The following is a 26,038-nucleotide window of genomic DNA, read 5'->3' on the forward strand; positions in this document are numbered from 1 at the left end:
GGTTTATTCTGCTTTTATTAGAACCTGTTTTCGTCTGAGAAAATATATTCGCATTCTGGTATCATACTTTAGACACTGTATTCCCCAGGTTTTTATCTCTACCTGCTCATCTTGTTTATCGGAAGTTATTTTCTGCATGGCCAGTGTATAACATATGATATGAGAGTCTATAAAAGTCTTATTTTTTATAAAATGTATGGTAATTCTTCCTATTTGCATTGCTTCTATTATAGTTAATCATCTGCCAGAAATCTGCCGGACGGCAAATTTTTCTGATTCTTATCATCAAAACCCGAGATATTATGCTTTTTTGCATAAATTTCCCATTGTTCTCTTTCAAATTCTTCCCACTGTTCTTTCGTATATTTTTTTCCATTTACTTCTTTATATACTTCTTTTATATTTTGGGTAGGAACAGGATCTTGTTCTGCCTTAATTTTTTCAGTATATTTTTGAGATAAATTCTTCAATTTTTCTTTATACTTCTCTTCACTCATAAAATGATAGGATACTTTTGTATAAAGATTAGTAGCGGCTTCTTCTTTTCTATGGATAATTGCTTCTGTCAGTCGTCCGCTTCCGGATTCTATTTGATATTTTCCTGTTTCTTTCATTTGAGTAAACAGCTTAGATATATCTATTTTTTCGGCAAATTGGCTATAAGCTTTGTTATAAAACCCAGATGACAATAAAAATGATGGCTTTATTTCTAAATGAATGAGTTGCGAATCAACAGATGTTATTGACATATTCCACTGCACATTGGCAGAATTAAAAAAATTAGGTTTAACTATTCCTTTTTCTTCATAAGGCAATTCTCTTCCGTACACATAAGAAAAATAGGTTGTAAAAAATTCATTGGCTTGTATTGCCTGCTTTATCTTATCAGGTGTAGCAAATAATTCATCATTTATCTGAATAATGCCTTTAATATCGGGGCTATGCTCTACAGATTTCAGTAATTCTTTTTTTGTTTGTTCCCACTTTTGCTGTATTACATCTAGGTTATGTATCTGGCTTATCATCCCTTTTTTGTCTATTGTTACATGCAGTTCATTATACATGCGTGAGAAGACCTGAGAGACCTGGGCAACTTCTTTTACCATAGGATTATTAGTCTCTAATAAAATATGATCTAGTAATATCAGACGAATTTCCAGCGAGTGATCTGTAACCTTTACTACCGTAAAATCCCAACGCATCTGTGTAGTTGTAGTAACGTGCATATCTACCGCCTGCATATCCGAATCTATAATGAGCGTATATTGTTCATTAAACGGTTCTTTTATTTGTACTGTCATAATACTTTATCCGTTATATGATTAATTAACAAATACATCTCCTCCGTCCAATTTAGTAGGCCCCCCGGTAATATGATTGGCTTTGGAAGCAATTAAAACGGCTTCTCCTCCGTTAACCCCAAATCCGGTTTTGGCGGTTGAAAGAATTTTATCTCCATTAATTGTTATAGTTCCGTCTTTATTAATTGAAATTTTATTACTACCCACTTCTAAAGTAATATTGGTATTCGCTTTCAAGGTAATATTTCCGGCATTATCCATTAATAATTTAGCTTCTCCATCTGGGCTTCCTTCTTTAGCACCTACGGTAATAGCTTGCGTAGCAGCAGCTCCTATAGAGGAGTTCCCTCCACCATCAAACTTCATACTTACAGAACCGGGCTGATCCGAAAGCAAAGCACTTCCTTCTTTATCGTTAAACTGTAGCTTATTTCCTGTAGGTGTTTGTAGTCCTTTTATATAGTTCCCTGCGCCTCCATGTCCACTCTTTCCTTTTCCGTTGAACATAGCTCCCAGGCTTACGGGTTTCTCTGCATTCCCATTCTCAAAGCTTACAATGACTTCTTCTCCTATCTCGGGTACTACATGCATTCCTTTGCCTGAGCCTGCATAGGGGGTAATGGAACGTATCCACGGAGTCATTCCGTTAAAGGGCTTCTGCCAGGCAAACTGTACCCGTATACGGCTCATTCCGTCCGGATCGTTGTTATCCATCACTATGGCCGATTGTTCTTCGCACTCAGGTATGGCATTTTCATCCATGTAGGCCGGCACTTCATTGTCCATCGGTACGCCTATCAGCTGGTTGTAATATCCTTCGGTAATGTCCTGATGGTGGCTGATTTCTATGACTTTATACGATTCCAACGGAACTTCCCCGTTTTTAAATATCTCATGTCCCGGCATCCAGGCTTTCATCTTCACAATATCCCCCAGTCTCAGGTTCGGGTTATTGGTCCTGGCTTCCAGAAAGAATACATTCTGGCGGCTCAGCTTCTGTCTTTTTACCGCCTCTTTGAGTTCCGGCTCTCCTTTTTCTAATAAGGACTGGTTATACAGGGACAAAGGCACCTTGGAATAGACCTCTTCGGAGGCTTTGATGGCATGCTGCTGGAAAGGATTCACCAGCTGGTGGGTAATGGGCACACTGTCCGAGTTTACCGTATGGTTTTTTGCCTGTTTGGCATCGTAACCTACATAGGTAAACTTCTGGGGTACCAGTCGCATACTCAGCTCATAGCTGTAAATATCCTGTTCTTCCACCAGTTCTTCGGTCTTTCCTCCACTGCCTCCAAAAACGATTTTTTGTCCGTTGTAATACAGCCATTCTCCATAGCGTACCGCTAATCTTTTGACAAAGTTCCAGTCACTCTCGCGGTATTGTACGGTATATTTTAACGGGTCTTTCAGGTTAGGGCGTAAGTCCCAGGCTACCAAATCCTGCGGGTATTCTCCGGTGGCTTTACGGATAATGGCCTCTAGTCCTTGCTCTTCAAAACTCTCACAGTCCTGTCCGTTTTCCAGCAGGATGGTGGGGGCATGACCTTTAATAAAAAGCTTGTTATGACCGTCTACTTTTTTATTGGATATTTCGGTGATGATTCCGGTAAAGACATAGGCTGACTGTCCGAACTGCTTGAATTGAAGGGTACATTTTTTCCCCAGCAGGTTTCGTGAATTAGTCATCGGGTAGGCATTCTTATCTCCGAAGGCTTCGGCATAGCAGCTGATCATAAATTCATCATGGTCGGCCATGCGCTGATGGATATCCAGGGTAAAATGGCTGTCTTTCAGTACATCCTGCCCGCCTATCTGGATCGTTGCATACACGATATGGGAGTTCTGCAGCTGGGAGGCTATGTCTCCTCCGTATTTGGCATAGTATTTACTGGCCTCTTCTCTGAGTTCTTTTTCCAGGACCTCGGGAGGAGTGACCGTAAAGTTATTTAAGGGTTTGAATAGTTCACTATCGGGTATATCGGAATATTTCTGGCTAAGGGTGGAAAGTCCCTGCTGTATTTCCGAAGCGGCGGATTGGGCTTGGGAATAAGCCTCTTGGGCTTGTTGGGCGGCTTCGGATAAAGGAGCGGTGGCTTCGGTAAGTTTCTGGTTTACCTTATCGGTGACTCCGCCGGCATCGGCTGCATTTTTGGCCAATTCGGATGCCTGGGGAGTCTGGAAGGAGTTTTTGTCCATCTGACTCATAATGTATTAATTTATAGATTACTACTAAAAATAGAAAACAATATGAGGTAAAGTTACTAATAAATTTTATACGATAACCTAAAGTAAAATAATTTTATATTTTTTTTCACAAAAATAGTTAGTAATCAGCATGTATATAAATAAAAAAGTCACTAAAATAATTAGTGACTTTTTTATTTAAAAAGACAGAAAATTAACTTCCCCAGACTTCACGGGAAATATCTTGTATGAGTTTCAGTTTTTGCCATTGTTCTTCTTCGGTCAGGCAATTTCCTTCTTCCGTTGAAGCAAATCCACACTGCGGACTCAGGCTTAGACGGCTTAAATCCACATATTTACCGGCTTCATTTATTCTTTCAATAATTTCTTCTTTATTTTCTAATTGAGGTCTTTTACTGGTAACTAATCCTAAAACAACTTTTTTATCTTCAGGAACATATTGTAAAGGCTCAAAACCTCCGGAACGTTCATCGTCAAATTCCAGGAAAAAAGTATTTACATTTTCGCCTGCAAAGAGATGATCGGCAACCGCTGCATATCCTCCGGAAGCAGCCCAGGTGGAATGGTAATTACCCCGGCATACATGGGTGGATATTTCCAAATCAGAAGGCAAATCTTTTATAGCTTCATTATTTACCTGTAAATATATTTGTTTAAGATCGTCTACATTGTAGTTGCTTCCTGCCATGGTAGACCAGAAATTCTGATCGCACAACATACCCCAGGTACAGTCATCTAATTTTAAGTCCCTGCAACCCAATTCGTAAAAAGCTAAAATAGCCTCTCTGTATGCACGGGAAATATCCTGGTATAATTCTTCGCGTTGAGGATAGAACAGAGTAACCCTTTCTTCATTTTTTCCCCGTAAAAGTTCTGCAAGAAATTGTGCCGGTGCCGGAATACTTTGTCTGGCCTGATACCCTTCTCCTGCTGCTTGTTTTAAAAAACGGAATTCATGAAGGAAAGGATGTTCCGGTGTAAAACGAATTTTGCCGGTAAGGCGGGCCGAATCATCACGGGTTTCTTCTCCCTGAAAAAGATATCCCTGTCCTATATGATGATGCTCTACTCCTTCAAATCCCCAGAAAAAATCCAAATGCCAATAACTCCTTCTGAATTCTCCATCACTGATATGGGTAAAACCGAGTTCTTTTTGTTTATTAATAATTTTCAGGATTTCTTCATCCTCCAGAGCCCGAAGTTCTTCCGGACTGATTTTTCCCTGGGCTAACTGTTCTCTAGCCTCTTTTAATCGTTGCGGACGTAAAAAACTTCCTACCGTATCACATTTGGGCAAATGATGAGCTTTATCTGTCATTTATTTAAGTATTTTATTCTTTACAAATTTATATATACTAATAAATAATATTACATAAATTATAAAAATTGAAATAATTATCTAAAAATATTCAAAAATACCAACTATTATACTTTTAATAAGTATATTTACCTTTTTAAAAAGAATATTTTTCTATGGAACATCTGGATTTAACGGATTTAAAGCTGCTAAGGATTTTACAAAACAATTCCAAACTTACCATTAAAGAGCTGGCAAAGGAAGTTAATCTGTCTCCTTCACCGGTTTTTGAAAGGATAAAAAGACTGGAACAGGAGGGGTATATAAAAAAATATATAGCTCTTCTGGATGCAGATAAGCTAAATAAAGGTTTTACTGTATTTTGCCAAATAAAATTGAAACAACATGACCGTATTTTAGGAAATACTTTCGTAGAAGATGTCAGTTTGATTGATGAGGTTACCGAATGTTACAACATATCCGGAGATTTTGATTTTTTACTGAAGGTTCAGGTGCGAGACATGAAGCATTATCAGGATTTTGTATTTAATAAGCTCGGAGGGGTACATTCAATAGGAAGCACACACAGTACTTTTGTCATGGCAGAGATTAAAAATTCGTATGTCATAGATATTTAAGAATGTATTTGTTTTCTTATCTGCCGGCAATCAACTCATTGGCATCCTCTGTTCCGTCATACCATTCTTTATGCCGTTGCCCCCATTGATCCAGCTGTTCTAAAATGGGAGTAAGCTCATGGCCGATATGGGTCAGCTCATACTCAACCCTGGGCGGAACTTCTGCATATACCGTTCTTTTTACTAGTTTATTCGCTTCCATCTTTCGAAGCTGAAGAGTGAGCATGCGCTCGGTTATCTCTGGAATCGCCCTCCTGAGTTCACTGAAACGCATTTTACCTTCGGATAAAAAACAACAGATAGACAAAACCCAGCGACCTTCGATAAGGCTGATGGCATACATAGTAATACAGTTTTTTAACAATCTGCTTTTATTTTCATAGTTGGTTGAAGTTTGTTTAATTTTACCCATTACTTACATTTTTGTTAGTACCATACATTTAAACGCTAATATATAAAATAAGAGGAAGCTTTTCTATTTTTGAAAAAAATAAAAAATGAAAACACTTATTATAGTCGGACACCCGGATCTTAATCATTCCGTTATCAATACAAGATGGATAGAAGAATTAAAAAAATATCCGGAAGAGTTTACGGTACACAGTTTATATGAAGCTTATCCTAAGGGAACTGCCATTGAGGTTGAAAAAGAACAACAATTGATTGAAGAACACGGAACGCTCATTCTTCAATATCCGTTATATTGGTTTAATTGTCCTGCTTTGTTAAAAAAATGGATGGATGACGTATTTACCTATGGATGGGCTTATGGTTCCAAAGGAGATAAAATGAAAGGCCGAAAAATAGCATTGTCTATTTCAGCCGGAATGCGCACTGATGATTTTACGAAAAACGGAAAGTATGGTTACACCCTTGAGGATCTCATAGGACCGTTTAAAATGTCTGCGTTATATATGCATTCTGATTTTAAAGGCTTTCATTGTTTATACGGAGCAGAAGAGGCTGTGGAAAATACAACTCTGGAAGAAAACAGTAAGGAATATATTTCTTTTATTCGCTCGCTGTAATGGGTCATTGATCATAACAAAACATTCCCTGAACGGGGAAATGTTTTGTTATATTTCTTATCAAAAAAAACTAATTGAATATTTGATCGAGATTCATACCTCCATAATTTCCAGAACTCATCATTAAAAAAACAGCATTGGATTTGTCCATTTCGCATAAATAGTTTTGCAAAGATGCAGATTCTGTAAAAACCATAAGATCTGGTCTGCCAAAAGATTCCCGGATAAATTCCGTTGGAATGGGCTGCATCCGTTTAATCTTCAAAGCTTCCTCACTGTAAAAAACTAGTGCCTGATCTGCTGCGTCTAACGAATTTTTATATTGCAATAAAAATTCCGGATTCAGAGAACTGTATGTGTGAAGCTCCAGACAGGCTACCAATTTTTTATTCGAATAATTTTCCTTTACTGCTTTCACAGTGGCTGAAACTTTAGAAGGTGCATGCGCAAAATCTTTGTAAACCAGATAATTCTGATTTTCATAAATTTTTTCCAGTCTTCTGGAAGCTCCTTTGAATGAAATAATTGCTTCATAAAATTCCTCGTCCCAAACTCCCAACTGATTACAAATTAAACGGGCTCCTTCCAAATTTAAGATGTTATGTCTTCCGAACACCGATAGCCTTACTTCGCCTTCATGAGTTTGCAGAAAAACCTGTTCATCACGGATGGTGTATTCGGGCGTGTGATAAGGAAACTTTTTTAAATAGTTTTCTGACTTCTCCACTACTTCAACCACCTCTTGATCTTCCTGATTGTATATAAGCGCTCCGCCCGGGCTGATACTGTTTACAAAGTCTGTAAACTGCTGCTTATAAGAATCAAAGGTAGGAAATACATTAATATGATCCCAGGCAATACCGCTAATTAAGGCTATGTTGGGTTGGTATAAGAGAAATTTGGATCTGCGATCTATTGGAGAAGAAAGGTATTCGTCTCCTTCTAAAATTATAAATTCATTATCATGAGTAAGTTTAACCATATTATCAAAACCTTCAAGCTGAGCACCTACCATATAATCAACTTCTTTGTGGTGATAGTTCAACACATGAAGAATCATGGAAGTTATGGTGGTTTTTCCGTGAGAGCCCGCAATTACTACCCGGGTTTTGTTTTTGGATTGCTCATAAAGAAATTCTGGATAAGAATATATTTTTATTCCCAATTCCTGTGCTTTTATTAATTCAGTATTATCCTCATGTGCATGCATTCCTAAAATAACAGCGTCTAAATCCGAAGTTATTTTTTCCGGAAACCATCCCATTTTTTCAGGTAATATTCCATGGTTTTCAAGTCGTGACCGGGACGGTTCAAAAATGGCATCGTCGGAACCGGTAATCTGATATCCTTTATTTACCAAAGCCAAAGCTAAATTGTGCATTGCACTTCCTCCTATGGCTATAAAATGTATTTTCATTGCTAAATTTTAGTAAAACAAATATACTGGTTTTATACAAAAAAGACAGTAGTGCTACTGTCTTTTCTATAAAGTTATAAAATGTTTATATGTTACAAATTACATTTCAAAGAAAGGTCTTGTTTTTTCTTCTTCTCTTTGTGCTTCCAGCTCCTCAACGGTTTTAACTTTTAAAAATTTGGGATCCTGTTCTATAGCATTCATAATTTTATCCAAAATGACATTTGCATTCTCATTGTCGTAATCAACTTCCAAGGGTTCCTTAAAAGTCATTTTAGGCTCTACTCCTCTTTTCTTAACCAATAATCCTTTTTTATCAAAAGCTCTTCTAAATCCATCAATAACTACCGGAATTACAATTGGTTTATTCTTTTTTATAATTTTAGCGGCTCCTTTTCTTCCGGGAGACCAGGGAGTGGTCGTTCCCTGTGGAAAGGTAATCACCCAGCCACTATCCAATGCTTTTATAATATTATCAATTTCAGACATATCCACCATGCGGTTCACTGATTTACCTGCATCACGCCAGGTTCTCTTTACTGTGATAGCTCCTGCCAAAGCAAACAATTTCGCCAGCATTCCTTTGTTCATGGTTTCTTTAGCAGCTACATAATACAAATCAATCTTTGGATCCAAAAGATATACCGGATTCTTTATAGTGTCTTTGTATCCGTGTTTTACGGAACAAAATACATGATACATGGCAAAAACATCTGCAAAATAAGTCTGATGATTGGATACAAACAACACATTGGTATCAGGCAAATTCTCCAGATGTTCCGTTCCTTTAATTTTTAACTTATTAAATCCGTTAAACCTATTGTATGAAATAAGCCCGAAAGTAAATATTAAAAACCTTTTAAGAAAGAACCAATGCCCGAATGCGTCTCTAAAAATTCTTTTTCTCTTCTTTTTATTTTCTGTCTCCATTTTTCAAATTTAAAAACCTGTAAATATATCACTTTTTAACAAAACTCTAAACTCATTTAATATCATCGCTGTGGCTCCCCATATTTCAAGATTGTTATATATAAAAGCCGGAACGGTATTATTGTATTTGCTTTTCATTACTATAGAAGTATGATATAAAAACTGACTGATATCTATTTCGTACACTTGCTGCACTTCTTTTTTATCCGGTAAAAACTCTATTTTCTTTTCATGGTAGATTGCGATATAAGGGTGAACGTAAAAATTACTCGGGGGTATATACAATGGAGTCATTTTTTTTACAATTTCCATTTTTTCTTTGATAAGTCCAAGTTCTTCAAAGGTTTCACGAAGGGCAGCATCTGCCTGAGTTAAATCATCCTTCTCCCGTTTTCCTCCGGGAAGTCCTATCTGACCGGAATGCACCCCTTCGTAAACTGTACGTAAAATTAACGGAAAATATAGTCGTTCACTTTTTTCATATACTACAATTAATACAGATGCACTGCGTGGATTTTCAGCCTCTATTTGAACAGGGGTATAACTCTTCCTGTACGGTGGTGAAAGTTCATTATGGGCTTTGCTACCGGGAAGAATATCTACAGCTTGTAATTTATCTTTAACTTTTAAAAAATTCATGTTTTCATTTGAGTGCGTTAAAATCAGGCTGAATCCCTAACCATTTCTCCAATGTATTGCTGAATTTTCTTTTTAAATCGTCATTCATTTTATTAATCCGTGCCGTTGCATGATCTGCACCCTTAATTTCCAGTAGTATTGAATTGGTTTTTGGCGACGGTATTACCTTGGTAGCACTCCAGGTATCTATTCCTCCATAAATGTAAATGATATTGTCTGCTTTTGTTTCCAGCCATTTCTTTAATCCTGTATTTATTTTTTCCGAATATACCAGTTTTCCGGCATTTTTAGGAGCAAAAACAGCTGACGGATTTGTCCTATATTGCCGTATAACTGATGCAAACGGTTGAATATTATATCCGTAATACCCCATTTCTGTAGCAGCCTGATAATAATGGGGCTCTAATTCTTCAATTTCTTTATCACTAAAAAAACTTATATTAGATTTTTTTAATAAATAATCCACAGCAATGGCTATATCCGGATTCTCTGGAATCTCAGCACATGAGGAACCCCACTGCCAAAAAGAAAAAGAATATTCTAAAACAGCTAATTCGTAGGCTTTCTCAATGGATCCAACGTAATCAAATTTAAGTCCTCTGACCTCTGCGTATACCTTAATATATTTAACTGCTTCCTCTTCATTTGAGAACATATAAGTCTGAAAATCTTTTATCTTCTGTCTGCATTCGGAAGTTCCCACTTCGTCGAGAAATTTATATATCCGTGGATCTTCCAATGAATAATTAATCGGAGCCACATAGGGAACAGATACATCAACGTCATCCGGGAAAAAATACCGGTAGTATATAGTTGTCTGCCCTCCCTTGCTTATTCCGGTACTTATCCATTTTCCTTTATACATTTTTTTGAAAATTTGATTAATATGATGCAGATCGTGAGTGGCATTGTATAAGTTAAGATATTTCCAGTCAAAATGCAAGGAATCAGGAACAGATTCACCAAAATAACGATGTTCAATGTTGATGTCATTGGAATGAGTAATTTGTTGCAACTCATTTTTTCTGTCATACATATCGTACCCTTGCGTTTCCATTACTACGGGATTATTAAAACCTGTATGGGTATAGATTACCTTCTGGTAAAAAGATCCTTTTCCCGGATTTTTCCAATCTAAAGGTTGTCTTATTTTTAATTCATACTTTATCGGATATTCATTATCCGTGCTCAATTTTTTAAAGGATACCTCCTGCTGTCCGGATAAGAATTCCTGTATTATTTTGTCATCAGTAGTCTGAGCCCCTACCATGTAGGTTATTAACCCTATTAAAACCAATACCCATTTACTTTTCATCTTTTTCATTTCAAAATTTAACAAGTTAAAATTAAACGTATTATTTTGTTTATTAAAATTACATAATATTAAATATATCTAAATCTTAATTAAATTTTTTTTTATTGCTGATTGGGTTTACTGAAAATTATTTTTCATAAACCTCTTAATTAAACTGAAGGTAAAAAGTAATTTACAGGTCTTTATCTATTAATTTCTTAAATGTCAATAAAATTTATAGTTTTGCAACTATTTATTAATTTCCAATGAAAAAAATTCAATATTTACGGCCGTTGTTCGTTTTCGTTCTTTGTTCGTTACTTATAACAACCCTCAGCAGGTTTATTTTGTTTATACTATTTAAGGATAGGGTTACCCAAACAGAAAATTACGGTTTGATTTTTCCCATCGGCATTCATATGGATCTGATTCTGATATCGTATTTATGTATGATTCCTGCACTCATTTTGTCTTTGTGCCCTACAAAATATCTTCATTATTTCAACAAATTTTTATCCGGTTATTTTTTGATTTTTCTATTTCTATTTTTTTTTATGGAAATAACCACTCCGGATTTTATAGAACAATATGATACCCGTCCCAACAAACTATTTTTAGATTACCTGATATATCCGCAAGAGGTAATAACCATGCTTATTAAAGGCCGGCTGATGACCGTAATTATAGTACTACTTTCCAGTATACTGCTACTATACCTTGGAATAAAAAAAGGTCGAAAATTGTTTGTTATACCAGAATCTTCTTATAAGATAAGAATTATTTTATTTCCTTTCCTTGTATTTTTTCTTGTGTGGGGAGCTCGTGGAAGTCTAACAAGTATAAGGCCTTTATCTCCGAGTAGTTCCGTTTTTTCCAACGACCAATTGACTAATACATTATCTCTTAATTCTTTATATACTGTGGTATATGCTGCTTATGGGCTTAAAAATGAAGCCAATGTGTTAAAAATGTATGGAAAAATGGAAGAAAAAGAAGCATATCAAAGAGTGAAAAAATACATGAATGCACCGGAATCTTCTTTCACGGATCCTAGACTTCCTTTTCTTCATAGTCAGGTATCTAGTGAGGTGGAAACTCCTCCATATAACCTGGTCATTTTTTTACAGGAAAGTCTGGGTGCTGAGTTTGTAGGCTGTTTAGGAGGAATGCCTCTGACACCTGAACTGGATAAACTTTCCCATGAAGGAATGCTTTTTACCCATTTATATAGTACAGGAACCCGAAGCGTAAGAGGTATAGAGGCTGTTGTAACAGGCTTTTTACCCTCACCGTCTGAAAGTGTTGTTAAACTTGGAAATTCTCAAAGGGACTTTTTTACCCTAGCCGATTTATTTGGCCGTAAGGGTTATGAAACCAGCTTTATTTATGGAGGTAAATCTGATTTTGATAATATGGCTTCTTTTTTTAACGGCAACGGATTTAAGACGATAATTGACGAACCAGTATTTGATAAAAACAAAAGTCGCTATGCTTTTAAAGGAACCTGGGGATATTCTGATGAAGACCTGATAAGTAAAGCCAACGAGTATTTTAAATCATTGGATAAAAAGCCTTTCTTTTCATTAATTTTTTCGAGTTCCAACCATGATCCTTTTGAATTTCCTGATGGAAGAATTCAATTATATGAAAAACCGAAAAATACAGTTCATAATGCTATTAAATATGCTGATTTTGCTATTGGTAAATTTTTTGAGCTGGCAAAAAAAGAAGAATATTACAAGAATACGGTTTTTGTGGTCATTGCCGATCATAACACCAGAACTTACGGCCCGAACCTTGTACCTATTCACAAATTTCATATTCCTGCCTTACTCATCGGTCCCAATGTTCCCAAGCATACTACCTATGATAAATTATGCAGCCAGATAGATATACCTCCTACTCTTCTGGATTATATAGGTATGGATGTTGTAAACCCAATGCCTGGAAGAAATTTGCGCAGTCTTCCGAAAGATATTCCTGGAAGAAGCATTATGCAATTTCATGATATAAATGCATTTCGGGTTGAAAACCAGGTAGTCATATTGCAACCCAATAAAGAACCTCTTCAATTTGAGATAAAAAATGATACTACTTTTATTCCTGTTGCTTTAAATAAAGATCTGGCAAAAGATGCGCTTGCTCACGTAGTATCCGCATATTATTTATATAAGGATAAAAAATACAGACTTCCTGAAGGAAAAAAATAAATCTGATAAATAAAAAACTCCGGAGTTAATTTCCGGAGTTTTTTTTATAGATTATAGTTTTTTTATAATTCCAAAGCTTTTCTTACATTATTGTTCATCAATAATTCTTCAGGATTTTCAATCGCTTCTTTTACAGCAACTAAAAAGCCTACGGATTCTCTTCCGTCAATAATTCTGTGATCGTAAGATAAGGCAAGATACATCATAGGTGCAATAGTAATCTGTTTGTTTTTTACTACCGGTCTTTCTACAATATTGTGCATTCCTAATATGGCACTTTGCGGTGGGTTTAGTATCGGTGTAGACATCATAGATCCAAAAACTCCTCCGTTAGTAATGGTGAAAGTTCCGCCTGTCATTTCGTCTACGGTTATTTTTCCATCTCTTACTTTAATAGCCAAATCTTTGATGTTTTGCTCCACGCCTCTGAAAGTCATAGTTTCCGCGTTTCTTAAAACCGGAACCATTAACCCTTTAGGTCCTGAAACGGCTACACTGATATCCTGAAAATCATAGGATATTTTATAATCTCCGTCAATCATAGAATTTACATCCGGATACATTTGTAAAGCACGTACTACGGCAAGCGTAAAGAATGACATAAATCCAAGTCCTACTCCGTGTTTTGTTTTGAATTCATCTTTAAATTCATTTCTTAAGCGGAAAATTTCACTCATATCCACTTCATTAAAAGTGGTAAGCATAGCTGTTTCATTTTTTACATAAACCAAACGTTCTGCCACTTTTCTTCTCAAAACAGACAGTTTAGATGATTGAGAGGAACGAACTCCGCTTCCTGCAGGGGTTCCCATTGAAGGAACTGCTGCATTAATTGCATCTTCCTTAGTTATTCTTCCTTCTTTACCGGTTCCTGAAATAGATGCGGCAGGAATGTTTCTTTCTTCTAATATTTTTTTTGCTGCAGGAGAAGCCGTTCCTGTTGCATAAGTGGGCTGCGGTTTAGGTTCTGCCTGAGGTACCGGTTTTACAGGTTCTGGTACCGGAGTGGTTTGAGCAATTTCCTGTTTTGGCTGCTGAGGTTCCGAACTTGCCGGTTTTGCTGCATCCGTATCGATTAAACATACTACCTGACCTACCTGAACCGTGTCTCCTTCTTGTGCCTTTAAAGTAATAGTTCCGCTTGCTTCTGCCGGTAAATCCAACGTAGCTTTATCTGAATCAACTTCAGCAATAGCCTGATCTTTTTCCACATAATCTCCATCTTTTACTAACCAGGTAGCAATTTCGACTTCTGTTATCGATTCTCCCGGAGAGGGAACTTTCATTTCAAGTATCATAGAATACGTATTTTTTTTGTTTATTTTATATTTTCAAAAACTGTGTTTATCAATGCATGTTGAATTTTATCATATCTTTCGTGTGATCCCGGAGATGGAGAGCCACTAGCTGAAGGGCATACAACATCTATATCGAATTTTCGGAATTCTTTCAATATATACCACCAGGCTCCCATATTTTCAGGTTCTTCCTGAGCCCAGATAAATTCTTTTTTGTTTTCGTATTTATCTAAAATCTGGTAGATTTTTTCCCAATGCAATGGATATAATTGTTCCAGTCTAACCAATGCTACTCTTTCTTCGTTCAGTTCTTCTCTTTTTTTAAGTAATTCATAGTACAATTTACCTGAACAGAAGACTAATCGTGTTACTTTATCTGTTTGAGCCGTTGAATCATCAATTAATTCCTGGAAACTTCCCTGTGACAGTTCCTCAAGTGATGAAACCACTTTAGGATGTCTAAGAAGACTTTTTGGTGTAAAGACAATTAATGGCTTTCTGTAGTTTGTTTTCAATTGTCTTCTTATGGCATGGAAGAAGTTTGCCGGAGTGGTAGAATTTACCATATACATATTGCCATTGGCACATAATGGAAGAAATCTTTCAATTCTTGCTGAGGAATGTTCTGCTCCCTGCCCCTCAAATCCGTGAGGTAAAAGCATAACCAATCCGTTCTGCATTTTCCATTTATCTTCAGCAGCTGATATGTACTGATCTATTACAATCTGAGCTCCATTGACAAAATCACCAAACTGAGCTTCCCAAATAGTCAATGAATAAGGAGTAGTCATAGCATAACCATATTCGAATCCTAAAACTCCATATTCTGAAAGTAAGGAATTATAGGCATAAAATTTAGCTTTGGTGTCAAGCTGATTCAATGTTATGATTTCTTCTTCTGTATCTTCTGTTTTAATTACCGCATGGCGATGGGAAAAAGTTCCTCGTTCCACATCTTCTCCGGATAACCTGACTGTATGTCCTTCGGTTAAAAGTGTTCCATAAGCGAGTAATTCAGCCATACCCCAATCAATTGCATTGGTAACTTCCACCATATCTCTACGCTGTTTTAATAACCTTTGTATTTTATTAAACAGGTTTTTTCCCGGAGGTACTTCGGTTATGGTTCTGGCTATTTCTCTTAGCTTATCTTCTGGATAAGTGGTATCAACAGTTGTTAAAAGCTCATCTGCACCAACCCTGTCAAATGTTTTCCACTCCTGTTGCATGAATAGTTCAACAGTAGCCTTATCTATTCCTTTAGAATCCTCAAGACTTCGATCCAATAAAACTCTGTATTCTTCATCACTTTCAGCAATCATTTGCGGAGTGATCACTTCTTCTTTTTCAAGCTGGGTCCTGTAAATTTCTCTGGGATTCGGATGTTTAGCTATCGTTTTGTAAAGTTGCGGCTGGGTAAATCTTGGTTCATCCCCTTCATTATGTCCGTATTTTCTATATCCCAACAAATCAATAAATACATCTTTATTGAATTTGTTTCTGTAATCGCAAGCAAACCTAACTGCATGAATTACAGCTTCTGCATCGTCTGCATTCACATGAAGCACCGGAGACAATACGGTTTTGGCTACATCGGTACAATAGGTACTTGAACGAGCATCCAGATAATTAGTTGTAAAGCCTACCTGATTATTTACTATGATATGAATGGTACCTCCGGTGGTATATCCGTCGAGACTCATCATCTGAAGTACCTCGTACACGATGCCCTGTCCTGCTATAGCGGCATCACCATGTATCAGAATAGGTAGTACTTTTCCGTAGTTTTCATTATAATCGTGGTCGGTCTTTGCCCTTGCAATTCCTTCAACCACAGCGTCTACTGTTTCAAGGTGCGAAGGATTAGGAGCCAGACTTATTTTTACAGTTTTTCCTTTTTTGGTATTGTAGTTATTGCATGAACCTAAATGATATTTTACATCTCCTGAAAAAATAGTTTCTATGTAATCTTTTCCTTCAAATTCTGTAAATATCTGAGAGTAGGATTTATTAAATATATTGGCCAATACATTAAGTCTTCCTCTGTGAGCCATTCCTATGACTATTTCTTCTACTCCCAACTCAGAAGAATGATTTATAATTTCATCGAGTGCCGGAATAAGACTTTCACCTCCTTCCAATGAAAATCTTTTCTGTCCTACAAATTTTGTGTGTAAAAAACTTTCAAAAGCAACTGCATGTGAAAGTTTTTTTAATATTCTTTTCTTTTCGTCAACATTTAGAATAGCATGGTTATAATTTTTTCTCAACCAATTTTCAATCCATGCCATCTCTTCCGGCTTACGGACATATGCATATTCAATTCCTATAGAGTCACAGTAGATTCTATTTAAAAAATCAATAACTTCCTGCAGAGTATAAACACCTTCCAGACCCAGTATTTTACCATTTACAGACATAGTTAAATCAGACTTTGAAAGTCCGAAATTTTCTATATCCAAAGTCGGTGTGTAAGATCTTCTTTGTCTTACGGGATTAGTCTTTGTAAAAAGATGTCCCCGGGTTCTATATCCGTTAACAAGATCTATGACTTTAAATTCTTTGATGATATTTTCTGAAATTCCTTCAGTATTTACCTGAGCTGAGCTTTTGTCTGTTTCGATTAGGGATTTGCCGTTGTAGGTTTGATTTGCAAAATCGAATCCTTGAAAAAAACTTCTCCAGCTGGGTTCTACACTATCTGGATATTTCAAATATTTTTGATACAATTCTTCAATATATTCGGAATGAATTGCATTTAAAAATGAAAATCGGTCCATTTTATTTTTTATTACTTTTAATGGTGTATTTTATTTTATGTCTAGCTTCAAATCTACTAATTTTGTAATAACCTGCAAAAGAAATCTGGAATATATTATAAGCAACACTCTAACAACTGCTTATACTATCAAAGCTGTTTATTTGTCTTCTGCAAAGCTTATAATAAGCAAAATTATTTCCTTCTATTTAATAATTATCTTTTACTTTGGATACATTTATGTGTTTTTTGTTATTATTTGGTTACGATTTTTTTTTGTTATTTTCATTTTGATCCGATTAGATATTTTGTTATCGAAATTTTTAATTGCTCACTTACAAGCAATAAGTTTACATTTATAAGCCTGGATATTGGTATTATTTAAAATATTCTGCTTAGCTTATGAACAGGTTTAAATAATGTAGATTTATTATTTAAAAAATATATAATATCTTTGGGGGCTTAAAAAAACTTCTTCTATGGGTATCAGATTTAAGAATACCAAAGCTTTTCTTAAGAAAATAAGAATTTCATCTTTCAATAATATTTCCCTGTTTGAAATATTGTCTATTTATTTTCATGGAATTACCAGGGGGTCACTGGGTGTACGTGCAGCGGCAGCTTCGTGGAGTATTTTTATGAGTATGTTTCCTTTTATGATTTTCTTTTTACTGTTTATCAGCTACTTACCTTATTATGAAGAAATACAGCATCTTATCTATGATTTTTTACTGAAAAAATTATTGCCTCCTCATATTTTTACTGTTGTTAATACTTATATGAACGATAGGTTCAACCTTGTTAATAATCAACTGAACAGACCTAATACTTTATTACTTGTCTTTTCCGTTTTATTGTTTATCTTTTTATCGTCCAATGGCATACGTTCATTAATCAGAGGCTTTAAATCCATTAATCATAAAGAGCCTATCGAGTTTAAAGGAGTTCGTTCTTTTGTATTGAGTATATTTATTGTACTTTTCTTTTCGGTGTTTTTATTTTTATCTTTACTTTTGATTTATGTAACTGAATTTGTATTTCGCCTTTTTCAACATTCCATTTCATTCAATGCATTCGAATATCGTATAATTATAAATCTGCTAAACTTTTTCTTATCCTTATTTATATTCTTTATTGGAATTTGTTTCCTGTATTACCTTGGAAGGACGACTAAAATAAGCTTTAGAGGAGTAATGCCCGGTGCTTTTTTAACTACTGTATTATTTACTTTGACGACATACCTTTTTGGTTATTACATTGCCAATTTTACTCGCTTTAATGTTTTATACGGCTCAATAGGCTCTGTGCTTATGATTATGCTGTGGGTAAATATTTCAGTAACGTTTACTCTTGCAGGCTATGAATTAAACATAGCATTGCAAAAGGCTAAATACAAAAATTCTTCTCAAGCGGAAATTAAAAACTTATGAAACTAATATATTCAGGGCCTGAGGTAATATTGATATTTTCAGCTCCTGTGTATCCAGAGCCATATATTCTCCATCTAGTTGTATAAAACCATTACTTGATGTTTTAACATTTAAGTGATTTGTTTTGAAATAACTTTGTTTTTTGCTAAAATTTTTCTTCACTACAAAACCCAACCCTATGGATAAAAATTTAAACCATGAACATTTTTTAACTAAATTAACATCAAGCAAACCATCTTTAAGTGATGCTTGGGGTGCAATTGTAAAATCATAACCCATACAATTACTATTTGAAATATTCAATAACATGGCTTTGCCTTCAAAATTGTATACGTCAGAATTTAAAATCAAATGAACTGGTTTAAACTGAAATATACTTAAAAAAACGCATTTAAGATATCCTATTAATTGCCTTTGTTTCTGATGTGAATAAACCTTAACTGCCTCAGCATCGAAACCTATTCCTGTATTACTGAAAAAGAAATATTCATTTAAACATCCCACGTCAATTTTTTCAATTATCATTTTGGAATTCAGAATAAGCTGCAATGCTTTTTCATAATTTAAAGGCAGTTTTAAATGCCTGGCCAAGCCATTTCCTGATCCGATGGGTACAATTGCCAATGGGATATCTTTGTTAACTAAAGCTGAGGCTACTTCGTTAAATGTTCCATCTCCTCCACAGCTAACAATCAGATCAGCTCCTTCATTATACGATTTTATGGCAAAATCGTGAGCATCATTTTTTTTCTCAGTTAATTTAATTTCAATATTATAGTCGTAAAAAAGTTTTCGAATACTTTTTTCTACTTCTTTTCCTTTTCCTCCTCCCGAAATGGGATTTACAATAAAATGAATTTTTTTAACTTTCATTTCTATATTTCAGTGGTAATTTTTAATTTTTTTATCATTTCCAGTGGATTTGTTGCATTAAATACTGCACTTCCTGCGACCAATACATCAGCTCCTGCTTCTGCCAGCTGATGTGCATTGTCTAAATTTACTCCTCCATCTACCTGTATCAGTGCTTTTGAATTTTTTTTGATAATTAATTCCTTTGTCAACGATATTTTATTATACGTATTCTGAATAAACTTTTGTCCTCCAAACCCGGGATTAACACTCATGACTAAAACCAAATCCAAATCTTCAATTATATCTTCCAGAAGATGCACATTTGTATGCGGATTTAATGCTACCCCTGCTTTCATACCTGCATTTTTTATTTCCTGAACTGTACGATGTAAATGAATACATGCTTCGTAATGTACGGTAAGGTAGTCTGCTCCCAGATTTTTAAAAGTTTCAATATAGGGATCGGGATTTACAATCATTAAATGTATATCCTTAATTTTTTCGGCTTTTTTGTTAACTGCATCAAGGATAGGAAATCCAAAAGATATGTTAGGAACGAAGACACCATCCATAACATCTATGTGAAACCATCCGGCATCACTTTTGTTAATCATTTCAATATCTTTATTCAAGTTTCCGAAATCTGCGGATAGTATAGAAGGTGCAATAATAGCCATAATTTTAGTTTTATTAAATTGTTAACAAAGTTAAGAATAATGTAATTTTTATCTTCTATTTAATTTAATGTTTTTATATTGACAAAGTTCATGTTGAATCTGGGCAAAAAATAAATTTTTAAATAAATGCATTGAGCATCGTAATTTCCTGATAGGAAATTAACTATAATTATTCAATGTTAATTAACTTATATATTTTTTATTTAAAAAAACTAAACGTAACAACATTTGTGCCATGAATTATTTTATATATAACTACATATCTTTAATCTTATTAAAGAATTTATACATCTTCAAAAGATAAAAAGTTAATATTTGTAAATTTGCATATAAGATTTTTGTTATGGAATTATTTATAAAAAATATGGTTTGTAACCGATGTATTCTGGTAGTTAAGAATTTAACAGAGGAATTAGATTTAGCAGTTCTCAAGGTTGAAATGGGTAAAATTACACTAAAAGAAAAACTGGACAAAAACAAAACTAGTCTATTAAAAAATCATCTTGAAGAACTAGGTTTTGAATTGTTGGATGACAATCAGCAAAAACTTATTGAAAAAATTAAAACTTTAATCATAAATCATATTCAAAATCTTAAAGATATAAATATAAATTTTTCTGAACTTATATCTCAAAGCCTTGCTAAGGATTATTCATATTTAAGTAAATTATTTTCTGCAACTGAAGGATTAACTATTGAACATTATACAATATTACAAAAAATAGAGAAGGTGAAAGAGTTACTTACTTATGATGAACTTACTTTATCTGAAATTTCTTATCAATTGGGATACAGCAGTGTTGCACATTTATCTTCACAATTCAAAAAAGTTACCGGACTTACTCCGTCTCAATTTAAATCTCAGGGTATTAAACTGAGAAAACCCTTAGATAAAATCTAGTTTACCGTAGACTTCCTTATATTTAAATTTTATAACATCAGGCATTATTTAGTTTTAAAAAGTAAATAAGGTAAGACAAACTGTAATTCGTATAAAATATTTAGATGGATTATAGTGACCTTTGCTTTATAAATAAAAAACAATATAATGAAGGATTCTAAAGATATTATCGTACTTACGGGTGCCGGACAATTGGGAATGGCTATTGTAAGGAGAATGGGATATAGTTATAAAATATTTATAGCCGACTGGAAATTTGAAAATGCAGTATCTATATCTCAAATTTTAACAGAAGCAGGTTTTGATGCTGTTCCTTTTAAAACAGATATTTCTTCGAGAAAGTCTATTTCCGAACTTATCTCTGCTGCTCAGAAAGAAGGAAATATTGCCATGCTCATAAATGCTGCAGGTGTATCTCCAAGCCAATCCACTATTGAGCATATATTAGAGGTTGATTTATATGGAACAGCTATACTACTGGAGGAATTTGGTAAAGTTATAAAAAAAGGAGGATCTGCTATTACTATTTCTAGTCAGTCCGGATACAGAATGCCTGCCTTAACCGCTGAAGAAGATAAATTATTAGCAACTACTCCTGCAGAAAGTTTATTTACCCTAGAACTTCTCCAAACTAAAAATATAAAAAATACTCTACACGCCTATCAAATAGCTAAAAGGTGTAACGTAAAAAGAGTAGCAGCTGAAGCAGTAATATGGGGGAAACGTGGAGCCCGGATAAATTCAATATCACCAGGTATCATTGTAACACCTTTGGCTTTGGATGAATTTAACGGGCCCAGGGGAGACTTTTATAAAAATATGTTTGCGCAATCACCGGCAGGCCGTCCCGGAACAGCTGATGAGGTAGCCAACGTTGCTGAATTGCTTTTAAGCAGTAAAGGTGCTTTTATTACAGGTGCTGATTTTTTAATAGACGGAGGTGCTACGGCTTCTTATTTCTATGGTTCTCTTCAAACTGAAAATCTTTGATATGAATTTATTGAAAACATTTCATTATGCTTATGTTATTATCTTTTGCTGCTGCTTGATTATGGGTGTCATCATTGGACTGGTAATGAGCTGCGCGGGTATTTATTATGTTCCTGTAAGTAACGAATTAGGTGTGTCCAAGGCTGATTTTGGTTTATATATGACTTTTGTATATGCATTTTCTTTCTTTATGCTTTCTGTAGCAGGCCGGATGATGGATAGATTTAGCGTGAGATGGATTTTAACTTTGAGTTCCGCTATGATAGGCCTGACTTACCTGGCAATGTCTCAATTTAGCCATATCTGGCAATTTTATATTTCAGGTGGTGTATTAGGTATTGCCTTATCTTTTTTGTTATATTTAAGTTATCCTGTGTTAATTAATCGATGGTTTATATCAGGAATCGGTTTTTATATAGGTTTGTGCAGTGCTGCCTCCGGAATCGGAGGCGTACTTTTTAACCTACTTATCGGTCATTATATTGAAATTTATGGCTGGAGAACAGCTTATTTAATATCCGGACTACTTATATTAGTAGTGGTTACTCCCCTATTAGGTTTCTTATTAAGAGATTATCCTGCGGATAAAGACCTAAACCCTTATGGGAAAACCAATATTATTAACAAAAAACCTGAAACAGGAATTATGTATCATACAGCCATACAATCAAAGGCATTTTACCTTATATTTTTGTTTGCATTTTTAATGATTGCCGTATCCACTCTTAATTTATTTATTCCTGCTTATGTAATTTCCATCGGCTATTCTTTGAAGCAGTCTACACAGGCTGCATCCTCTATTATGTTAGGAGTAACTCTGGGGAAAATAATATTAGGGTATTTAAACGATAAAAGTGTTATTCTGGGTATATTTTTATCCATAAGCCTGGGTATTCTAGGTTTAGTTATATTAATTCTTAGCAAAGACATTGTGGAAATGATGCTAACCGGAGCTTTCTTATTCGGCTGGGCGTATGCAGGCGTCACTGTTGAAACTGCTATTTTAGTTCGCTCTGTTTTCGGATCGAAAGATTATGCCAAAATATTTTCACATATATCTATTTCTTTAGCATTAGGCGGAACTATCATGTCAGGAGCCTGGGGTTATCTTGCCGAAACAATAGGGTTTAAAATATTATTGGGTGTTGGAATATCCTGTTTACTATTGTCCGGAATACTCGGTGGGCATGCTCTGAGTTATAAAAATTCTAAATCAACAGATTCATAAAACTTAACTGTAAAAATAAAAATCCTGATTATTTTAGTATTAAATTTTATCATATTTTAATCCTGGTATTAACATGCAATTAAATATAAAAAATAAAAATATTCAGCTGGAAGAAGCTATTAAACAATCTATAAGACAGCTTATACACTCAATGGTTCAAAATGATTTGAACACTATAGATAAGCTGTTGGATAAAGATTTTACCTTAACACACATAACAGGATATGTTCAGTCTAAATCGGAATGGTTAGATAATATGAGAAGCGAAAAAATGAAATATTACTCGTCTAAAGAAACGGAACTTTATCTTAAAATAAATTATAATAAGGCGATTGTTCTTATACGAAATTATATTGATGCTAATATTGGGGGAAGTAGAAAAAACTGGCGTTTACAACAAAAATTTGAGTTAGATAATCGTGATACCTCATGGATTATCACAAAATCCGTAGCATCATTATTTTAAAAACTATAGTAATATTTCCAGTTTATGTTGTCGTACTTCCCGCAAATAGTAATCAATTTATATACTTTTTAAAATATGCTGTCCTTCCTCCCATACTCCGTACCCTGAAGCTACATTAATATGCCCTGCGTTTCCTACGGATCGTAGTTCACTTCCCCAGCATTTAGCAAAATAAGAGGCTCGTTCAACACTTACCCAAGGATCGTCTGTACTATAGACCACAACTGTCTTAAAATTAATTTTTTCTAACGGCATAGGTGTAAAGCCATTAGCAGGAAAAGTATATGCCGGATTTTCAATATCACTGGGTGCCACCAACAATGCTCCTTTAATAGTTTTCTTAAATTTTTTAGCCCAATGTGCAATCGTTGCACATCCTAGACTATGTCCTATTAAAACTATTTCGTGCTTATCATAATAAGGTTGCAGTTTTTTTTCAATAGTATTAATCCAATCTTCACATTCCGGGCTATCCCAATCCTTTTGTTCAATCCTTATCATAGACTCAGAAGATTTTTCAAAATATGTTTGCCAGTGTTCCGTATCAGATCCGCCTAATCCAGGAATATTAAAATAAATGATCATGATTGTATTTTTGGTAAATCTACATATAAATTTGTAAAAATTAGTTTATTTTTATTCGAGCGTTTTAGAGATTTTATCCAGATTAAGGCTTCGAGCCATAGAATCAAATATATCCTTATATGTTCCTCCGTGTGCATAAACCTCTTCGTGTGTTCCCTTCTCCACAACTTTTCCACCTTTCATTACATAAATACAGTCTGAATCAATAATCTGTGACAAGCTATGAGAAATTATAATCACGGTCCTGTTTTTCTTTATAGCATCTAAACTATTTTTTATTTGTTCGGTAGAAATAGCATCTAAACTGGCGGTAGGTTCATCTAAAAAAATTATAGGCGGATTTTTTAAAAACATACGTGCAATGGCAATTCTTTGCTGCTGCCCCCCTGACAGAGACAATGCTGGTGAATCGTAACCTTGAGGAAGTTCCGTTATCTGATCATGAATATATGCTTTCTTTGCGGCATTAACCATATCTTCCTGCCCTGCATCCGGATTACCATATAAAATATTTTCGGCTATAGTTCCATTAAAAATATGATTTTTCTGAAGCACAAGTCCTATATTATCTCTTAAAAAGGCAGTGTCGTATTCTTCTAATGGTATGCCATCTAATAAAATTTTACCTTTAGTCGGTTCATAGAATTTATCGAGTAAATTTATTACCGTACTTTTACCGGCTCCCGATAGTCCTACCAATGCCGTAATTTTATTAGGATAAATTTCCATATTTACTGTATGTAATGCCGGTGTTCCATCAGGATATTTAAAACTTACATTGACAAGCTCGAACTTTCCAGTAATTTTTTCAGGTTTATAGGTTCCACTTTTTTCTATCTGATCATCCGCTTTTAATATTTCAAAAAAACCTTCAGAATAAATTAATGCATCATTCATTTCATCATATATACGGTGTAACTGCCTTATTGGTGCTGATACATTGTTAAAAAGCAAAATATGAAACATGATAGCACCAATGGTCATATCACCATTCAACACCAGATAGGCTGTCAGAATAATGATAAGAACTATTCCAATTTGTTCTACAAAACTTTTTAAACCATCAAAAATGAAACTGATTTTCCGTGTTTTTAATTGAGCACCTGTTAAATCATTTTGAAGAATCAACTGCTTGTCAGCTTCTTTATTTTCTCTTACAAATGATTTAATTACGGATATGGATTCAAATATGCTTAAAATACCCTGGCTTTTATTTTCCCTGAATTTTCTAATACTTCTTCTTGCACCACTCAACTTCTGAGCCTGCCTGCGTGTTACAAAAAAATACACCGGAATAATACTCAACCCCACCAGCCCTACATAAAAATTTGCGTTAAACATCATTAGCAAAGCCACTAATGAACTGGCAAAGAGTGGTAGTATATCAATAAAAAAATTCTGAATCATCCGGGTTAGGCTTTCAATTCCCCTATCGATACGAATTTGTAATTTTCCGGATTCATTTCCTCCAGATGAAAAAAAAGCAAGTTTGTAAGTTAGTACCTTTTCCACCACAGTTTGAGCCAGATCTTTAGATACATATATCCTTAATTTTTCACCATAATATTTTTGACCAAACTGAATAAGTGTGTTGAGTATCTCTTTACTTAATAAGATTAATGAAATTAATGCTAAAAGTTGTGCTCCTTCTTTAACTCCTTTGTGCTGATCTACTAAATTATTTATATGATCTACGGTATACCGCAATACCCAGGCATTTACCTGTGCTGTCAGAGAACCTGCTAATGTAAGAATCAAAGTAAATACAACGAGCCAGCGATAAGGATAAACAAAAGGTCGTATATTTTTGAAAAGTTCTGTTAGTGTCATTTATTTAGTTTTTATTCCAATTTCCGATTACAAGAACAAAATTCTTGTAATTGCAAATAAT

General features: G+C 34.7%; 23 protein-coding genes. 8 read left to right on the forward strand and 15 right to left on the reverse strand.

Translation table 11 applies throughout. From position 1 onward, the window contains the following. Window positions 1-3: 3 nt before the first annotated feature. The 4 genes from EOV51_RS12645 to EOV51_RS12660 all read right to left on the reverse strand — a co-directional run bounded on the left by EOV51_RS12645 (window position 4) and on the right by EOV51_RS12660 (window position 4,824). Window positions 4-219: a hypothetical protein gene (locus EOV51_RS12645; RefSeq protein ID WP_128152893.1), complete on the reverse strand. Its 216-nt coding sequence runs from the start codon at window positions 217-219 to the stop codon at window positions 4-6. A gap of 14 nt (window positions 220-233) precedes the next feature. Beyond that, the gene (locus tag EOV51_RS12650; RefSeq protein WP_128152894.1) at window positions 234-1,301 is read right to left on the reverse strand and encodes a hypothetical protein; all 1,068 of its coding nucleotides are present in this window, start codon (window positions 1,299-1,301) and stop codon (window positions 234-236) included. Window positions 1,302-1,322: 21 nt separating this feature from the next. Beyond that, window positions 1,323-3,506 (reverse strand): type VI secretion system Vgr family protein, encoded by a 2,184-nt coding sequence (locus tag EOV51_RS12655; protein ID WP_128152895.1) that lies wholly within the window; start codon window positions 3,504-3,506, stop codon window positions 1,323-1,325. 193 nt (window positions 3,507-3,699) lie between these two features. Next, on the reverse strand, window positions 3,700-4,824 hold the full coding sequence (locus tag EOV51_RS12660; protein WP_128152896.1) for a 5-methyltetrahydropteroyltriglutamate--homocysteine S-methyltransferase: 1,125 nt from the start codon (window positions 4,822-4,824) through the stop codon (window positions 3,700-3,702). 155 nt (window positions 4,825-4,979) lie between these two features. Between EOV51_RS12660 and EOV51_RS12665 the strand changes: the two genes are divergently transcribed. Beyond that, on the forward strand, window positions 4,980-5,441 hold the full coding sequence (locus tag EOV51_RS12665; RefSeq protein ID WP_128152897.1) for an Lrp/AsnC family transcriptional regulator: 462 nt from the start codon (window positions 4,980-4,982) through the stop codon (window positions 5,439-5,441). A gap of 16 nt (window positions 5,442-5,457) precedes the next feature. Here EOV51_RS12665 and EOV51_RS12670 read toward each other — a convergent pair whose 3' ends face one another. Then, window positions 5,458-5,853, reverse strand: coding sequence for a winged helix-turn-helix transcriptional regulator (locus tag EOV51_RS12670; protein WP_128152898.1), 396 nt, complete (start codon window positions 5,851-5,853; stop codon window positions 5,458-5,460). 85 nt (window positions 5,854-5,938) lie between these two features. On the opposite strand from EOV51_RS12670, the gene EOV51_RS12675 reads away from it, so the two are divergent. Continuing rightward, window positions 5,939-6,469, forward strand: a complete 531-nt coding sequence (locus EOV51_RS12675; protein WP_128152899.1) for an NAD(P)H-dependent oxidoreductase — start codon at window positions 5,939-5,941, stop codon at window positions 6,467-6,469. Window positions 6,470-6,539: 70 nt separating this feature from the next. Here the strand turns inward: EOV51_RS12675 and EOV51_RS12680 are convergent, their stop codons facing one another. The 4 genes from EOV51_RS12680 to EOV51_RS12695 all read right to left on the reverse strand — a co-directional run bounded on the left by EOV51_RS12680 (window position 6,540) and on the right by EOV51_RS12695 (window position 10,779). Then, complete coding sequence (locus EOV51_RS12680; protein WP_128152900.1) at window positions 6,540-7,886, reverse strand: UDP-N-acetylmuramate--L-alanine ligase; 1,347 nt, start codon at window positions 7,884-7,886, stop codon at window positions 6,540-6,542. Window positions 7,887-7,985: 99 nt separating this feature from the next. Beyond that, the gene (locus EOV51_RS12685; protein WP_128152901.1) at window positions 7,986-8,816 is read right to left on the reverse strand and encodes a lysophospholipid acyltransferase family protein; all 831 of its coding nucleotides are present in this window, start codon (window positions 8,814-8,816) and stop codon (window positions 7,986-7,988) included. A gap of 9 nt (window positions 8,817-8,825) precedes the next feature. Continuing rightward, complete coding sequence (locus tag EOV51_RS12690; protein ID WP_128152902.1) at window positions 8,826-9,455, reverse strand: NUDIX hydrolase; 630 nt, start codon at window positions 9,453-9,455, stop codon at window positions 8,826-8,828. A 4-nt stretch (window positions 9,456-9,459) separates the two neighbouring features. Further along, window positions 9,460-10,779 carry a S28 family serine protease gene (locus tag EOV51_RS12695; RefSeq protein ID WP_128152903.1) on the reverse strand — a complete coding sequence of 440 codons (1,320 nt, stop codon included), beginning with the start codon at window positions 10,777-10,779 and terminating at the stop codon, window positions 9,460-9,462. 524 nt (window positions 10,780-11,303) lie between these two features. Here EOV51_RS12695 and EOV51_RS12700 point away from each other — a divergent pair. Beyond that, window positions 11,304-12,959, forward strand: coding sequence for an LTA synthase family protein (locus EOV51_RS12700; protein ID WP_228427632.1), 1,656 nt, complete (start codon window positions 11,304-11,306; stop codon window positions 12,957-12,959). A 62-nt stretch (window positions 12,960-13,021) separates the two neighbouring features. On the opposite strand, the gene odhB is transcribed toward EOV51_RS12700, so the two are convergent. Beyond that, entirely contained in the window at window positions 13,022-14,257 is a 1,236-nt protein-coding gene (gene odhB, locus EOV51_RS12705; protein ID WP_128152905.1) for a 2-oxoglutarate dehydrogenase complex dihydrolipoyllysine-residue succinyltransferase, read from the reverse strand. 20 nt (window positions 14,258-14,277) lie between these two features. Beyond that, window positions 14,278-17,037: a 2-oxoglutarate dehydrogenase E1 component gene (locus tag EOV51_RS12710; protein ID WP_128152906.1), complete on the reverse strand. Its 2,760-nt coding sequence runs from the start codon at window positions 17,035-17,037 to the stop codon at window positions 14,278-14,280. A 457-nt stretch (window positions 17,038-17,494) separates the two neighbouring features. On the opposite strand from EOV51_RS12710, the gene EOV51_RS12715 reads away from it, so the two are divergent. Beyond that, window positions 17,495-18,445 (forward strand): YihY/virulence factor BrkB family protein, encoded by a 951-nt coding sequence (locus EOV51_RS12715; protein ID WP_128152907.1) that lies wholly within the window; start codon window positions 17,495-17,497, stop codon window positions 18,443-18,445. Here the strand turns inward: EOV51_RS12715 and EOV51_RS12720 are convergent. Both EOV51_RS12720 and rpe read right to left on the reverse strand, forming a co-directional pair. After that, the gene (locus EOV51_RS12720) at window positions 18,440-19,318 is read right to left on the reverse strand and encodes a diacylglycerol/lipid kinase family protein (RefSeq protein ID WP_128152908.1); all 879 of its coding nucleotides are present in this window, start codon (window positions 19,316-19,318) and stop codon (window positions 18,440-18,442) included. The two genes, EOV51_RS12715 and EOV51_RS12720, sit on opposite strands and share 6 nt — an antisense overlap. Window positions 19,319-19,320: 2 nt before the next feature. Then, a complete protein-coding gene (gene rpe, locus EOV51_RS12725) occupies window positions 19,321-19,977 on the reverse strand; it encodes a ribulose-phosphate 3-epimerase (RefSeq protein WP_128152909.1) in 657 nt (218 codons plus the stop codon). Between the two features lie 343 nt (window positions 19,978-20,320). On the opposite strand from rpe, the gene EOV51_RS12730 reads away from it, so the two are divergent. From EOV51_RS12730 to EOV51_RS12745, 4 genes are all read left to right on the forward strand, one after another. Further along, window positions 20,321-20,878 (forward strand): helix-turn-helix domain-containing protein, encoded by a 558-nt coding sequence (locus EOV51_RS12730; RefSeq protein ID WP_181951002.1) that lies wholly within the window; start codon window positions 20,321-20,323, stop codon window positions 20,876-20,878. A 147-nt stretch (window positions 20,879-21,025) separates the two neighbouring features. Next, complete coding sequence (locus tag EOV51_RS12735) at window positions 21,026-21,868, forward strand: SDR family oxidoreductase (RefSeq protein ID WP_128152911.1); 843 nt, start codon at window positions 21,026-21,028, stop codon at window positions 21,866-21,868. Window position 21,869: 1 nt separating this feature from the next. Continuing rightward, a complete protein-coding gene (locus EOV51_RS12740) occupies window positions 21,870-23,096 on the forward strand; it encodes an MFS transporter (protein WP_164875314.1) in 1,227 nt (408 codons plus the stop codon). A 73-nt stretch (window positions 23,097-23,169) separates the two neighbouring features. Next, a complete protein-coding gene (locus EOV51_RS12745; protein WP_128152913.1) occupies window positions 23,170-23,562 on the forward strand; it encodes a nuclear transport factor 2 family protein in 393 nt (130 codons plus the stop codon). Between the two features lie 57 nt (window positions 23,563-23,619). Here EOV51_RS12745 and EOV51_RS12750 read toward each other — a convergent pair whose 3' ends face one another. Both EOV51_RS12750 and EOV51_RS12755 read right to left on the reverse strand, forming a co-directional pair. Then, window positions 23,620-24,147 (reverse strand): RBBP9/YdeN family alpha/beta hydrolase, encoded by a 528-nt coding sequence (locus tag EOV51_RS12750; RefSeq protein WP_128152914.1) that lies wholly within the window; start codon window positions 24,145-24,147, stop codon window positions 23,620-23,622. A gap of 51 nt (window positions 24,148-24,198) precedes the next feature. After that, window positions 24,199-25,977, reverse strand: coding sequence for an ABC transporter ATP-binding protein (locus tag EOV51_RS12755; RefSeq protein ID WP_128152915.1), 1,779 nt, complete (start codon window positions 25,975-25,977; stop codon window positions 24,199-24,201). Window positions 25,978-26,038: the final 61 nt, after the last annotated feature.

The sequence above is a fragment of the Apibacter raozihei genome (assembly GCF_004014855.1).
In the GTDB taxonomy this organism is placed as follows: Bacteria; Bacteroidota; Bacteroidia; order Flavobacteriales; family Weeksellaceae; genus Apibacter; species Apibacter raozihei.